At 73.7% G+C, this 12,854-nt stretch carries 12 protein-coding genes; 2 read left to right on the forward strand and 10 right to left on the reverse strand.

The genetic code is table 11. The annotated features are described in order from the left end of the window. Positions 1-394: 394 nt before the first annotated feature. Both AB0E02_RS08420 and bldG read right to left on the reverse strand, forming a co-directional pair. Positions 395-838 (reverse strand): ATP-binding protein, encoded by a 444-nt coding sequence (locus AB0E02_RS08420; protein WP_362137225.1) that lies wholly within the window; start codon positions 836-838, stop codon positions 395-397. 109 nt (positions 839-947) lie between these two features. After that, on the reverse strand, positions 948-1,289 hold the full coding sequence (gene bldG / locus AB0E02_RS08425; protein WP_030412609.1) for an anti-sigma factor antagonist BldG: 342 nt from the start codon (positions 1,287-1,289) through the stop codon (positions 948-950). Positions 1,290-1,450: 161 nt separating this feature from the next. Here bldG and AB0E02_RS08430 point away from each other — a divergent pair, with 161 nt between their 5' ends. After that, positions 1,451-3,817, forward strand: a complete 2,367-nt coding sequence (locus tag AB0E02_RS08430) for a DEAD/DEAH box helicase (RefSeq protein WP_362137226.1) — start codon at positions 1,451-1,453, stop codon at positions 3,815-3,817. Between the two features lie 337 nt (positions 3,818-4,154). Here AB0E02_RS08430 and AB0E02_RS08435 read toward each other — a convergent pair whose 3' ends face one another. The 7 genes from AB0E02_RS08435 to ssd form a co-directional block, all read right to left on the reverse strand. Further along, on the reverse strand, positions 4,155-4,931 hold the full coding sequence (locus tag AB0E02_RS08435) for an Rv3654c family TadE-like protein (RefSeq protein WP_362137227.1): 777 nt from the start codon (positions 4,929-4,931) through the stop codon (positions 4,155-4,157). Then, positions 4,906-5,304, reverse strand: a complete 399-nt coding sequence (locus AB0E02_RS08440) for a TadE family type IV pilus minor pilin (protein WP_362137228.1) — start codon at positions 5,302-5,304, stop codon at positions 4,906-4,908. Before AB0E02_RS08440 ends, AB0E02_RS08435 begins: the two co-directional genes overlap by 26 nt. Further along, positions 5,291-5,449 (reverse strand): DUF4244 domain-containing protein, encoded by a 159-nt coding sequence (locus AB0E02_RS08445; protein ID WP_267887879.1) that lies wholly within the window; start codon positions 5,447-5,449, stop codon positions 5,291-5,293. The genes AB0E02_RS08440 and AB0E02_RS08445 overlap by 14 nt, the downstream gene beginning before the upstream one ends. A gap of 274 nt (positions 5,450-5,723) precedes the next feature. Then, positions 5,724-6,284: a type II secretion system F family protein gene (locus AB0E02_RS08450; RefSeq protein WP_362137229.1), complete on the reverse strand. Its 561-nt coding sequence runs from the start codon at positions 6,282-6,284 to the stop codon at positions 5,724-5,726. A gap of 380 nt (positions 6,285-6,664) precedes the next feature. Further along, positions 6,665-7,750 carry a type II secretion system F family protein gene (locus AB0E02_RS08455; protein ID WP_362137230.1) on the reverse strand — a complete coding sequence of 362 codons (1,086 nt, stop codon included), beginning with the start codon at positions 7,748-7,750 and terminating at the stop codon, positions 6,665-6,667. Beyond that, positions 7,747-8,913 carry a TadA family conjugal transfer-associated ATPase gene (locus AB0E02_RS08460; protein WP_362137231.1) on the reverse strand — a complete coding sequence of 389 codons (1,167 nt, stop codon included), beginning with the start codon at positions 8,911-8,913 and terminating at the stop codon, positions 7,747-7,749. The genes AB0E02_RS08455 and AB0E02_RS08460 overlap by 4 nt, the downstream gene beginning before the upstream one ends. Further along, the gene (gene ssd / locus AB0E02_RS08465) at positions 8,910-10,109 is read right to left on the reverse strand and encodes a septum site-determining protein Ssd (RefSeq protein ID WP_362137232.1); all 1,200 of its coding nucleotides are present in this window, start codon (positions 10,107-10,109) and stop codon (positions 8,910-8,912) included. Before ssd ends, AB0E02_RS08460 begins: the two co-directional genes overlap by 4 nt. A gap of 524 nt (positions 10,110-10,633) precedes the next feature. On the opposite strand from ssd, the gene AB0E02_RS08470 reads away from it, so the two are divergent. Next, positions 10,634-11,518 carry an HAD-IB family hydrolase gene (locus AB0E02_RS08470; protein ID WP_362137233.1) on the forward strand — a complete coding sequence of 295 codons (885 nt, stop codon included), beginning with the start codon at positions 10,634-10,636 and terminating at the stop codon, positions 11,516-11,518. 389 nt (positions 11,519-11,907) lie between these two features. Here AB0E02_RS08470 and AB0E02_RS08475 read toward each other — a convergent pair whose 3' ends face one another. Further along, positions 11,908-12,765, reverse strand: coding sequence for an oxidoreductase (locus tag AB0E02_RS08475; protein WP_362137234.1), 858 nt, complete (start codon positions 12,763-12,765; stop codon positions 11,908-11,910). Positions 12,766-12,854: the final 89 nt, after the last annotated feature.

Genomic DNA, 12,854 nt, shown 5'->3' on the forward strand with positions numbered 1-12,854 from the left:
GCCGCTGCTCAAGGACACCGCCCCCGGCGGCTGGGCCGAATGAGGCACAGGAGACCCCGGAGAGAATTGAGCCGCCCGGCCGCGGCCGAACGGGTGACCCACCGCCCACAAACGTCCCCCTGAGGGACCGTGAGGGCTCATCACGCCCCATGAGGACCCGTCAGATCGAGTCCGGATCGCAACGCATGGGGCAACGCATGGGGAGCGGGGTGACGGACGCCCGTGGCAACGCATGGCGGGGTGACGGACCCCCGCTGCCCCCACGCAGAGCAGCGGCAAGGGCAGGGGCATGTCAGAAGCCGTACAGACGCTGGGCACGAGCACGGGCACAGGTGCAGGTACGGATACGGGTACGAGCGGGTACGGGCCGCGGCAGGGCAGCCGTCCGTGCCGGCTACGAGATGGTGGCCGCCGTCGTCGTGGGCCAGGTCATGCGGATCATGCCGCCCTCTTCACCGGCGGTCACCTCGACGTCGTCGACCAGCCCGCTGATGACCGCGAGGCCCATCTCGTCCTCGCCCTCGGCGTCGCTCTCCGCGGCGCCCTCGGCCTCACCGGCGCCCCGGGCACCCGCCGCGGTGGGCCCGCCGGGCACGCCGTCGCCGACCTCGATCGAGAACTTCTTCTCGTCCTCGATCAGCAGCACCCGCACCGGCGACTCGATGTCATGGCTCTCGTGCAGCCCCACGGCCCGGCTGCAGGCCTCGCCGACCGCGAGCCGCACCTCGTCCAGGACGGCCTCGTCCACCCCGGCCCGCCGTGCCACGGCAGCCGCGACCAGTCGCGCGGTGCGGACATGCTCGGGAAGGGCGCTGAAACGGAGTTCGACGGTGGCCATGCCATCCCCCTCGATATGCGGGCGTGCGACGCAGGGGGCCGGACACCCGTCCGGTACCCCCCACTCCTTCCTTCCCCCGCGCCTGCCGGCGCGGGGGCCCGGCAAGCCGTCAGTCAGTGGCTGCGACGGCTTCCTCGACCGAGGTGTGAATCGGGAACACCTTGGTCAGACCGGTGATACGGAAGATCTTGAGAATGCGCTCCTGGTTGCAGACCAGGCGCAGCGAGCCCTCATGGGCGCGCACCCGCTTGAGTCCGCCGACCAGGACGCCGAGCCCAGTGGAGTCGAGGAAGTCGACACGTTCCATGTCCACCACGAGGTGGTAGCTTCCGTCGTTCACAAGCTCGACCAGCTGCTCGCGCAGCTTGGGCGCGGTGTATACATCAATCTCGCCACCGACCTCGACGACCGTACGGTCGCCAACGGTCCGGGTCGACAGGGACAGGTCCACGGATCCTCCAGCACCTTGCTATCGAGCGGTCGCCCCCCTGGGGCCTCCCCACCGAAGTAGGGGCGGATCTGGCAGCCGCGATGGCATTCAATCACTTACCAGCAGGCGTGCACGACGCCCTTTGAGCATTGTCCGTCACTCCGGTGACACACTCGGTGCCGATGGCCTCCAATCGACTCCCGCCGGATGCGGGCGCGCGCCCTTCCCCAGGCATGATTCTCGAACGTCTCGCCCGGGGCGCGACCCGCGCTGCGCGCATCACTCATACGGAGCACTTGCCCCCGCGCATCGGGAGCCACACCGACTGGCCCGATCGGATCCGGCCCGAAGTGATCGACGCGATCCGTTCGTCCGGAATCGAGCGTCCCTGGGCCCACCAGGCACGGACGTCCGAACACGCATTGCGCGGCGAGTCGGTCGTGGTGGCCACCGGCACCGCCTCGGGCAAGTCGCTGGCATATCTGGCGCCGGTCCTCTCCACGCTCCTGGACGGTGCGGAGGCGCCCAACGGCAGGGGCACCACGGCGCTGTATCTGGCCCCGACGAAGGCCCTGGCCGCCGACCAGCGGCGCGCCGTGCGGGAGCTGGCCGCCCCGCTGGGCAACGCCGTCCGGCCGGCGGTCTACGACGGCGACACCCCCGTCGAGGAGCGCGAGTGGGTCCGCCAGTACGCGAACTACGTGCTGACCAACCCGGACATGCTGCACCGCGGCATCCTGCCGTCCCATTCCCGGTGGTCCTCCTTCCTGCGCGCGCTGCGCTATGTGGTCATCGACGAGTGCCACACCTACCGCGGTGTGTTCGGCTCGCACGTCGCCCAGGTCCTCCGCCGGCTGCGCCGGGTCTGCGCCCGTTACGGCTCGGAGCCGGTCTTCCTGCTCGCCTCCGCCACGTCCGCCGAGCCGGCCCGGGCCGCGACCCGGCTCACCGGTCTGCCCGTGGTGGAGATCACCGAGGACACCTCGCCGCGCGGCGAGTTGGTCTTCGCGCTCTGGGAGCCGCCGCTGACCGAACTGCACGGTGAACAGGGCGCCCCGGTGCGCCGCACGGCCACCGCCGAGACCGCCGATCTGCTCACCGACCTCGCCGTCCAGGGCGTGCGCACGGTCGCCTTCGTACGCTCTCGGCGCGGCGCGGAACTGATCGCGCTGATCGCTCAGGAACGGCTCGCCGAGGTGGACCGCTCGCTGCCCGCGCGGATCGCCGCCTATCGGGGCGGCTACCTGCCCGAGGAGCGCCGCGCCCTGGAACGCGCCCTGCACAGCGGCGCACTCCTGGGCCTGGCCGCCACGACGGCGCTGGAGCTGGGCGTGGACGTCTCCGGCCTGGACGCCGTGATCATCGCCGGCTATCCGGGGACCCGCGCGTCCTTGTGGCAGCAGGCCGGCCGGGCCGGACGGGCCGGGCAGGGCGCCCTGGCGGTGCTCGTGGCCCGCGACGACCCGCTGGACACCTATCTCGTCCACCACCCCGAGGCGCTCTTCGACCAGCCGGTCGAGTCGACCGTCCTTGATCCCGACAATCCCTATGTGCTCGCCCCGCACCTGTGCGCCGCCGCCGCCGAACTCCCGCTCACCGAGGCCGACTTCCCGCTCTTCGGGCCCGCCGCCGCAGGGCTGATGCCGCAGCTGGAGGCCGCGGCACTGCTGCGGCGGCGGGCCACCGCCTGGCACTGGACGCGCCGCGAACGGGCCGCCGACCTCACCGACATCCGCGGCCAGGGGGGCGCGCCGGTTCAGGTCGTGGAGGCCGGCACCGGGCGGCTGCTGGGGACCGTGGACGCCGGCGCCGCGCACACCACCGTGCACGACGGCGCGGTCCACCTCCATCAGGGCCGTACGTACCTCGTGCGCCACCTCGACCTGGACGACGACGTCGCGCTGGTCGAGGAGGCCAGCCCGCCGTATTCCACGACGGCCCGCGACACCACGGCCATCTCCATCCTGGAGACCGACACCGAGGTCCCCTGGGGGGACGCCCGGCTGTGCTTCGGCTCTGTGGAGGTCACCAACCAGGTCGTGTCCTACCTGCGCCGCAAGCTCATCACCGGCGAGGTCCTGGGCGAGACCAAGCTCGATCTGCCGCCGCGTACGCTGCGCACCCGCGCGGTGTGGTGGACGGTCACCGAGGACCAGCTCGACGCCGCCCGCGTCGGCCCCCGGCAGCTCGGCGGCGCGCTGCACGCCGCGGAGCACGCCTCCATCGGCATGCTGCCGCTCTTCGCCACCTGCGACCGCTGGGACATCGGCGGGGTGTCCGTCCCGCTGCACCCGGACACCCTGCTGCCGACCGTGTTCGTCTACGACGGCCACCCGGGCGGCGCGGGCTTCGCCGAACGCGCCTTCCACACGGCCGCCGACTGGCTCACCGCCACCCGCAGCGCGATCGCCTCCTGCGAGTGCGAGGCCGGCTGCCCGTCCTGCATCCAGTCCCCCAAATGCGGCAACGGCAACGACCCCCTCCACAAACGCGGCGCCATCCGCCTCCTCGGCGAACTCCTCCGCGGCGCCCCGAAAACCCCCGCTTGAGGCACGCGCCGGGGGCGGAACGGGCGGGTTGGCTGGGGCAGGCTGGGTGGCCCCACGTACTAGGGTGCGGCGCCGTGGTGGTTGCTCGCCGTTGCGCTTGGCGGCCCTTCCCACGTGGTCGACTGCGGCGCCGTGCCTGTTGCTCGCCGTTGTGCCTGCGGCCCCCTCCTACGTACTCGGCTGCGGCGCCGTGCCTGTTGCTCGCCGTAGCGCCTGCGGCCCCTCCCACGTACTCGGCTGCAGCGCCGTGAGCGCTACTCGCCGTAGCGCCTGCGGCGCCTCCCACGCGGTCGGCTGCGGCGCCGTGCCTGGAGCCCGCCGATGCGCTGGCGGCCCCTCACACGTACTTGGCCGTCCCGCCGCGGTTGTTGTGCGCCGTTGCGCCTGCGGCGGGCTGGGTGGGTGTCAGGTGCGGTGCCAGCCCTACGGACTTCGTCCTCCGGTCTGTCCCCTCCCGTGGTGGGTCGAAAGAGGCCGGTGGGGGTGCACGTACGCGGGCGACCGTGCTGGCCGGCGGGAGGCGGGTGGGCCGCGTGCCGTCTGAGGGGCGTTGGGCGTGCTTGCGCTGTCGTAGGAGCGGCCGCTGAGGCTCGTATGCCCGCCGGGCCGGCAACGGGCCTCCTGCGTCGCCGTACGGGCCGGGGGCGGCCCTTGTGGTGTCGGGCCGGGCAGGAGGCTCCCCTCGTGGCGGCGTACCGGGAGAGGGCGCCCGTTGAGCCTCCCTACGGGCAGAGGACGGCCCTTGCGCCTCCGGGCGGGCAGGGGGTGGCTCCTGTCCCGCCGGTCCGGCGCGGGCCCGTGACTGGGTGGTGAAGGGCCCGCTGCCTGCTTCCACCGAGACGTCCGCGACCGGGCCGGAGACCGCGCAGCGCACCAGCCGCGTGTGCTGTGCAGCCGCCACCCGGCCCGCCGCCGCGCAGGCGGCGGCCGGGCCCCGTACGGCTCGGTCCGCGGCCGCCAGCGCGGCCAGGTCGGCGGCGCCGCCCGCCCGGTGGCGTGCCGTGACGGCCTGGCCCAGTCCCATCAGGGCCAGGAAGACCGCGCACAGCGCCGCGGCGGCGAAGACCGTGCAGACCGTCGCCGAGCCCTCATCGCCCCACCGTTTCCTCCGCAAGAGCCACCGCCTCCCCTCCGACGCGTACCGTCAGCTCCCCGACACCGGGCAGTGCGGCCTCGACCCGCACCCGCACCAGATCGCCCTCCCGGGCCAGCGCCACCCGCGCGCCCCGGGGCGCCACGCGCCGGGCGGCCGCGAGCACCGCTGTCCGCGGTTCCGAGCGCGCGGCCGCCCGGGCCCCGGCCCGCGCCGCGTCCACGCACTCGATGCGGGCACAGGCGGCCATCAGGCCCCAGATGAGCACCGCCACGACCACCACCAGCACCGGCAGCACCAGAGCCGTCTCCGCGGTCACAGAGCCGGCGTCGCGCGCCCTCCGCGGGGCCGCGCGGGCCCCGCGGAGCGTCCTTCCGACGTCACGACGGTGCATGGAGCGCCTGCTCGATCAATGACCGCAATGCCGCACGCACGGTGCCGCTCGTGATGAGCCGGTAGAACACCACGGCCAGCGCACAGGCCGCGAGCGTGACGATCGCGTATTCGGCCGTTGCCATCCCACGGTCGTCGGCCGCCATCCCGCGCAGCCGCTTCCTCCATCGCCGGAACATGCCAACCCCCGTTCCCCGGCCGCCTCCCGGCCGGTTCGTTGTCGTTGTCGCTGTCGCTGTCGCTGTCTGGGTCGTGTGGTTGCTTGGTTGTTGTCGCTGTCGTTGTCGTTGTCGCTGTGGTCGTATTCGTTGCTTGGGTTGTTGTCGTTGGTTGGTGACGTCTTCTCGTTCTCGCGTCTGCGCTTCGTGTCGGCCCTCCTGGTCAGCCCTTGTAGTCAGTCCTCGTCGTCAGTCCCCGCAGTCAGTTGCGCCCCAGCAGGCCGTCCGCCAGTCCGAGGAGCACCGGGGCCACCCCGAGCAGGAGGAACGCCGGGAGAAAGCAACCGGCCAGCGGGAGAGTGACCAGCACGCCGGCCCGCCGGGCCCGTGCGGCCGCGGCTCTGTCCCGTTCGGCGCGTAGAGCAGCGGCGATCCGGGATGCGGACTCCACCGCCGGCACGCCGGATATCCCGGCGCGCTCCATACAGCGGGCGAGTTCCTCGGCGCCGGGCAGTGCGGCCAACCGCCGCCAGACGACGGCCGGTTCCCCTCCCAGTCGCAGCTCCGCCGCCACTTGCCGCAGCCGTTCGGCCACCGGCCCGTCGAGGGACCGGCCGACCGCTTCGGCTGCTTCGCGTGGACCTGCTCCCGCCGCCAGGCATGCGGCCAACAGATCTGCGGCCGGCACCAGTTGCCGGTGTACTTCCTCGGCCGCCGACCGTGCGGCCTGCGCCTCCTGGTGGCGCGCCAGCCTGCGGTGCGCGACGAAGCCTGCGAAGAGACCCGCCAGGACGCCGGTCGCGCCGCCGATGAGGAGGGCCACGAAGACCGCCGCTCCCAGGGGCCCGACCCATTTCGCCGGCCCGCCGGCTCCCGTTGGACGGCCCCGGGCCTTCGCTCGCCTACGACTTGCGCGCCCTCCGGGCCCCAAGAGCCGACTCGACCCACCAGGCCCGGCACCGCCACCGCGGCCGCCGTCCGCGGCCGGCCCGTGGCCCAGAACGGCCGCCGCCCGTCTTCGTACGGCCCGGCGCCGGCGCGCCTCGCCCAGCACCGCCATTGCCGCCACCGCCGCCGTCGCCGTCGCCGTCGCACACAGCAGCACCGTTGCGACGGGCGACACCACGGGTGACGCGGCGGCCACCGTCATCCCCACCCTGTGGACAACCTCCGCGACGTCGCTGCTTGCGTCCACCATCGCGCTCACCACATGCCCCTTCTGCGTACTTTTCGTGCGCCTGCGCCTTCGTTCCGCACTTCCGCACCTCGCATGCCTCGCGTGCCTCGCGTGCCTTCTATGCCTTGCGCCTCGTCCGCCCCTTCCACGTCATCTGTCCCTCGCGCGCCTCGCACGCCCTCCGTGCCCCCCGTGCCACCCGTGCCTTCCGCTTCCGCGACGATCCGGGTCGTCCACGCCACCCCGCCCCACTCCAGGAGCCCGCCGAGCACCAGGCAGCCCCAGCCGGCCGGGGAGTGCAGCAGCACTCCCAGGGGGTCGGCGCCCAATGCGGTGCCCATCAGGAGGCCGCCCACCGGGAGAAGCTCCAGCATCAGCGCGGTCGCCCGGGGGCCGGCCAACTGGGCCCGCAGTTCCTCGCGCAGCTCCCGGCGGACGCGGAGTCCGGCCGCGATCCGCTCCAGACCGGCGGCCAGGCCCGCACCGCCCTCGACCGCCACCTGCCAGCACGCCGCCACCGCGGTGAGCCCCTCGGCCCCGGGCTGCCGCGCCGCAGCCCGTAGCGCTCGGGGCACGTCCCCGCCGTAACGCGCGGCCGCGGCCGCCGCCCGGCCCGCCGGGCCCAGCGCCGGTGGTGCCCCCGCGGCGTACAGCGCCTGGGCCGGCTGCCGGCCGGCCCGCAGCTCCCCCGCCACCGCCGCGCACAGCCCGATCACCTCGGTGGTCCGCCGCTCGCGCGCCCTTTCCGCCCGACGACCGGCGAGCCACCGCCGAACGAGGTACCCCGCCACCGGTGCCGCGAGCACCGGCAGCACGGACCCGCCCAGTACGCCCAGCGCCAGCCCGGCCGGCAGGCACCACAGCTCCCGGCCGAGGTCGGCCCGGCGCCCGAGGCGCCAGCGCCGCTCCCCGTCGATCACGCGTCCCGCGCACCACGCCCGTACCTCCTCCCCCAGCCGCGGGGACCGCCCCTGGGCAGTCCGGTCGCCCGCATCGCCCCCGAGGACCGCCCGGGCCCGCCGCCGTACCTCCTCCCGTCTCCCGGCCGCCAGCCGGGCCGCGGCCCCCGCACACACCACCGCGCCCACCAGCGCCAGCCCTGTGCCGTTCATGCCCCCTCGCCTCCGCCGCGCTCGCACAGGCGGCTCAACCGCCCCCACCCCTGGGCCGGTTGGAAGCCGTCCGGGCTCCAGAGCGCTGCCGGGACGGTCACCACACAGCCGTCGCGATTGCGCTCGAGGACGTGCACCTCGGCGATCCGGCGGCGGCCGGTCCGGTCGCGTACGAGGTGGAGGACGACGGAGAGCGCGGCTGCCAACTGGCTGTGCAGCGCGGCCCGGTCCAGGCCCGCGGTGGAGCCGAGGGCCTCCAGGCGGGCGGGGACGTCGCAGGCGGCGTTGGCGTGGACCGTGCCGCAGCCGCCCTCATGGCCCGTGTTGAGGGCGGCCAGCAGGTCCGTGACCTCCGGGCCCCGCACCTCGCCCACCACCAGCCGGTCCGGCCGCATCCGGAGCGCCTGCCGTACGAGGTCCCGCAGCGTCACCCGCCCCGCGCCCTCCTGATTGGCGGGCCGGGTCTCCAGCCGCACCACATGGGGGTGGTCGGGGCGCAGCTCCGCCGAGTCCTCGGCCAGGACAATCCGCTCGGCCGGGCCGACCAGGCCGAGCAGCGTGCTGAGGAGCGTGGTCTTGCCGGAGCCCGTACCACCGCTGATCAGGAAGGACAGCCGGGCCGCCAGCACCGCCCGGAGCAGCCGGTCGCCGCCGGGAGGGACCGTCCCCGCCGCGACCAGCTCCGCGAGCGCGAAGGCCCTGGGCCGCAGCACCCGTAAGGACAGGCAGGTCCCGCCGACCGCCACCGGGGGCAGGACGGCGTGCAGCCGGGTGCCGTCCGGAAGCCGGGCGTCCACCCATGGCCGGGCATCGTCCAGCCGCCGGCCGGCCACCGCCGCCAGCCGCTGGGCGAGCCGGCGGACCTCCGCGCCGTCCCGGAAGCGGACCTCCGTGCGCTCCAGGCCGGCGCCGCGGTCCACCCACACCTCGTCCGGCGCGGTGACCAGGACGTCCGTCACCTCGGGCGCGGCCAGCAGCGGCTCCAGCGGTCCGCTGCCCACCATCTCGGAGCGCAACGCCCCCACCACGCCCAGCACTTCGGTGTCCCCCAGCAGCCGCCCTTCCTCGCGCAGCGCCACCGCCACCCGGGCCGGGGTCGGCTCCGCCCCGGCTTCGGCGAGTCGTCGCCGCACCGCCTCCAGCAGGCCCTCGCCCTGTTTCACGGCCGGCCTCCGTCCGCTCCGTCCGGGCGCGCGGCCGCCGGATCCACGCCGCCGGGTGCCCCCTTCCGGCCCGCTCCCGGCTCAGCGGCGCCGTCCCGGCCACCCGCCGCCCGGGACCAGAACTCCGCGCAGAAGCGCGCCAGCGGACCGCGGGCCTGGGAGCCCGGTGGCAGACCGCGGGCCAGGTCCGCGAACAGGCCCAGCTCCCAGGGGAGTTCACCGGCCAGTGGAAGATCCATGAGGCGGGCGATCTCGGCCGGGGGCAGGCCGTGTCCATGACGGTCGGGGGTTCCGCGCGCCACCAGCCGCAGATCGCCGAGCAGAGGCCGCACCCCGCCGGCCACCCGTCGGGCCGCCGCGACCGCCCGCAGCTCCGTGGGCACCAGCAGCAGCCCGACGTCCACCTGGGACAGTGCCTCCGCCGTCGCCTCGTCGGCGCGGCGCGGCAGGTCCACCACCACGACCCCGCCGCGCCGGCGTGCCGCGGAGACGACCGCGCGCATGGCCGGCGGCGGAATGGCGACCTCCGTGCCCCGGTCCCAGCTGAGAACCCGTAGGGAGTGCAGCCGGGGCAGGGACTCCTCCAGGGCGCCGCAGGCCACCCGGCCGCGCGACTCGGCGAAGGCCGGCCAGCGCAGTCCCTTCTCCTTCTCCCCGCCCAGCAGGACGTCCAGCCCGCCGCCCAGCGGGTCGCCGTCGACGAGCATCGTGCGCCGCCCCGTCCGCGCGGCGGTGACGGCCAGCGCGGCGGCCAGGGTGCTCGCCCCGGCGCCACCGCGGCCGCCGATGACGCCCACCGTGAGGGCCGGCGGCCCGTCCCCCTCGACCGCGTCGGCGATCCGGTCGACCAGCCAGCGCTCCCCGTCGGGAAGGCCGAGGACCCGCTCGGCGCCCAGGGCGACGGCCTGCCGCCAGGTCTCGGGGTCGTCGGTGCCCCGGGCCGTGAGGATCACGCCCGGGCGGCGTCCGGCACCGCGTAACCGGCCCGCGCAGTCGGCCCCGACGATCACCAGCGGCGCCGCCTCCCAGCCCCCTTTGCGGGCCGGCAGGCCGTGCGCCACTTCGGGTAGCGCGCCGGCCGCCGCACACAGCCGCAGCAGGTCGTCGAGGAGCCCTTCGTCCTCGGTGACGATCAGCGGGCCGCCCCACTCTTCGCCGGCCCGGGCCGGCCCTTCCGATGGCATGGTTCCAGCCATGTCCCGTCCCCCTATCGCTACGCGACCCGCACTCGCGAACTCGCGGACTTTTACGATGCAGGGATCGGGAAATCCGGGTGGATCTTGGTCCAAATCTGTGGACAACTCCGCGCCTGTGAATATCCCCGTCACCTATTCCAGCGACCGGCGGCCACTTCCGTGACGCAAGAGGGCCTCGCGAGGTACTCCAGGGACACCAGGGGGCGGCCCGTCCAAGCCTTCCTCAGAGCAGCGTGATGACTACGGTGCGTAAGGGGAAGAAGGCGTCGTGACGGCAAGCGCCGAGCGGGCGCAAAGACGGGCGGATCGGTGCCTCAAGGCAGAAAAGGCCCCCGGACATGCGACGACCCCCGCCGGGGGGGAGAGCGGGGGTCGTCCCCACGGCCGACTCGGGGGGGGAGGAGCCGGACCGGGTTAGCACGGTCGCGAACGATCCGTGACTTCCATGGTGTACCCGAGAGCCTTCTCAGGCAAACCCACGCGCCACACCTTACGCCGAATGGTGGGCCGCCTATGCTCGCCCCGTGGAAAACCACTCCGTGCCTCACTCGACGCCCCGTACTGCCGCGTTCTTCGACTTGGACAAGACCGTCATTGCTAAGTCGAGCACGCTGACCTTCAGCAAGTCGTTCTACCAAGGCGGCCTGATCAATCGGCGGGCCGTACTGCGCACTGCGTATGCCCAGTTCGTGTTCCTCGCGGGCGGTGCCGATCACGATCAGATGGAGCGGATGCGGGAATATCTCTCCTCCTTGTGCCGCGGCTGGGATGTGTCCCAGGTGCGGGAGATCGTCGCCGAGACACTGCACGATCTGATCGACCCGATCATTTACGACGAGGCGGCCTCACTCATCGAGGAGCATCACGCCGCCGGACGCGATGTCGTCATTGTCTCCACCTCGGGTGCCGAGGTCGTCGAACCGATCGGGGAACTTCTCGGTGCCGACCGGGTCGTGGCCACCCGTATGGTCGTCGGCGAGGACGGCCGATTCACCGGAGAGGTGGAGTATTACGCCTACGGCCCCACCAAGGCGGAGGCCGTCCGGGAGCTCGCCGAGTCCGAGGGCTACGACCTGGAGCGCTGTTATGCGTACAGCGATTCGGCAACCGATGTTCCGATGCTGTCGGCCGTGGGGCATCCGTACGCGGTCAATCCGGACCGCGCGCTGCGCCGCGAGGCCGTCGCGCGGGGCTGGCCGGTGCTCTCCTTCAACCGCCCGGTTCCGCTCAAGCAGCGGCTGCCGGCGCTGTCCATGCCGTCCCGGCCGGCGCTCGCCGCCATGGCCGCGGTGAGCGCGGCGGCCGCCACCGCCACCCTGGTCTGGTACGCGAGCCGGCGGAAAACCGCAAAGCCGGGCCTCGCCCGTATTGGCCGGCTCGGCCGCGCCGCCCGTATTGACCGCGTTTGAAGCCAAACGTAAAGATCTGCGGCCCGGGGTTCCGCTTGCCCGGTACGAGTAGTACAAAGGACTTAACGGCCCGCGAGACCAAGGACATCCGAGAGGAACACCTTTAACGCAGCAAGTGGCCCACGGACCGATGCATGAATGCCGGGCACCCACGCGACGCCGACCCGTCGATTACGGGCCAGCCGCACCAGGTAACCGGACGAAGATTCCGACCTGATGGGCAAATATTCGAGCACGCCTGGTAACCCGGCAGACATGCCAGCGGCGGTACCACCGATTGGTACCGCCGCAACCCTGTGTTCGGGCCAAATCAAGCAATGCGTTCCGGAATTCCGGCTACCGGGTCGGATACCGCCGCCCGCAACGGCCGGATACCGCGCCCCCGCCGCTTATGCCGCGCCGCGCTGGAGGGCCTCACAGACCGCCGTGCTCTCCCGTACGCCGAGTTCGACCGCGCGTCCACAGTGGGCGATCCATCCGGCGACGCCCTCCGGGGTGCCCGAGACATAGCCCTCCAGGGCCGCCACGTAGGCCGCCCGGCCCAGTTCCGCGTGCCCCACCTCGGCGGGGCAGATCGCCTTGGGGTCCAGTCCGCTGCCGACCAGCACGACCCGTTCCGCGGCCCGGGCGACCAGCCCGTTGTGCGAGGCGAACGGCCGCAGCGCCAGCAGTTCGCCGTGCACCACGGCGGCGAGCACCAGCGCCGGCGCCTCCGTGCCGGCCAGCAGCAGCCGCGACAGGCCGTCCAGCCGCCCGGCCACCTCGTCGGCATCCGGCAGCGGCAGCTCGACGAGCGGCTCGTCCACCGGCTCCCCGGCGAGCCGGGGCCGCCCCACCGTCTCGTCCGCCGCCTCCTTGCCGGCCGCCACAAGGTGGAGCCGCGCCAGCACCCGCAGCGGCGACTGCCGCCACACGCTCAGCAGCTGGCCGGCCTCGGCGGTCAGCCGCAGGGCCGCGCCGACCGTCCGCGGCTCGCCCTCGACGCCGAAGTCGGTCCGGCGCCTGACCTCTTCGAGCGCCCAGTCGGCGCCCGACAGGGCCGCGGAACCGCGCGCTCCGCGCAGCGCCGCCTCGGAACTGACCTCGTTGCTGCGACGCCGCATGATCCGGTGTCCGTAGACCCGGTCGACGCCCTTGCGTACGGAGTCCACGGAGTCGGCGACTCCCGGGAGCAAGGCCAGGGTCGCGAGCGGATCGTCGCTCGCCTTCGGGGGTGCGGGGGTGGTCCCCCGGGAGTTTCCAGCCATGGGTACGACCCTACGCACCGGCAGCCCGAACCCCTCGAAGGAGTGGTCTTCTTCACGCAGGGCTCTCACTCACCGGAACCGCCGGATTA

The organism is Streptomyces sp. NPDC048196, assembly GCF_040652715.1.
Taxonomy (GTDB): Bacteria; Actinomycetota; Actinomycetes; order Streptomycetales; family Streptomycetaceae; genus Streptomyces; species Streptomyces siderophoricus.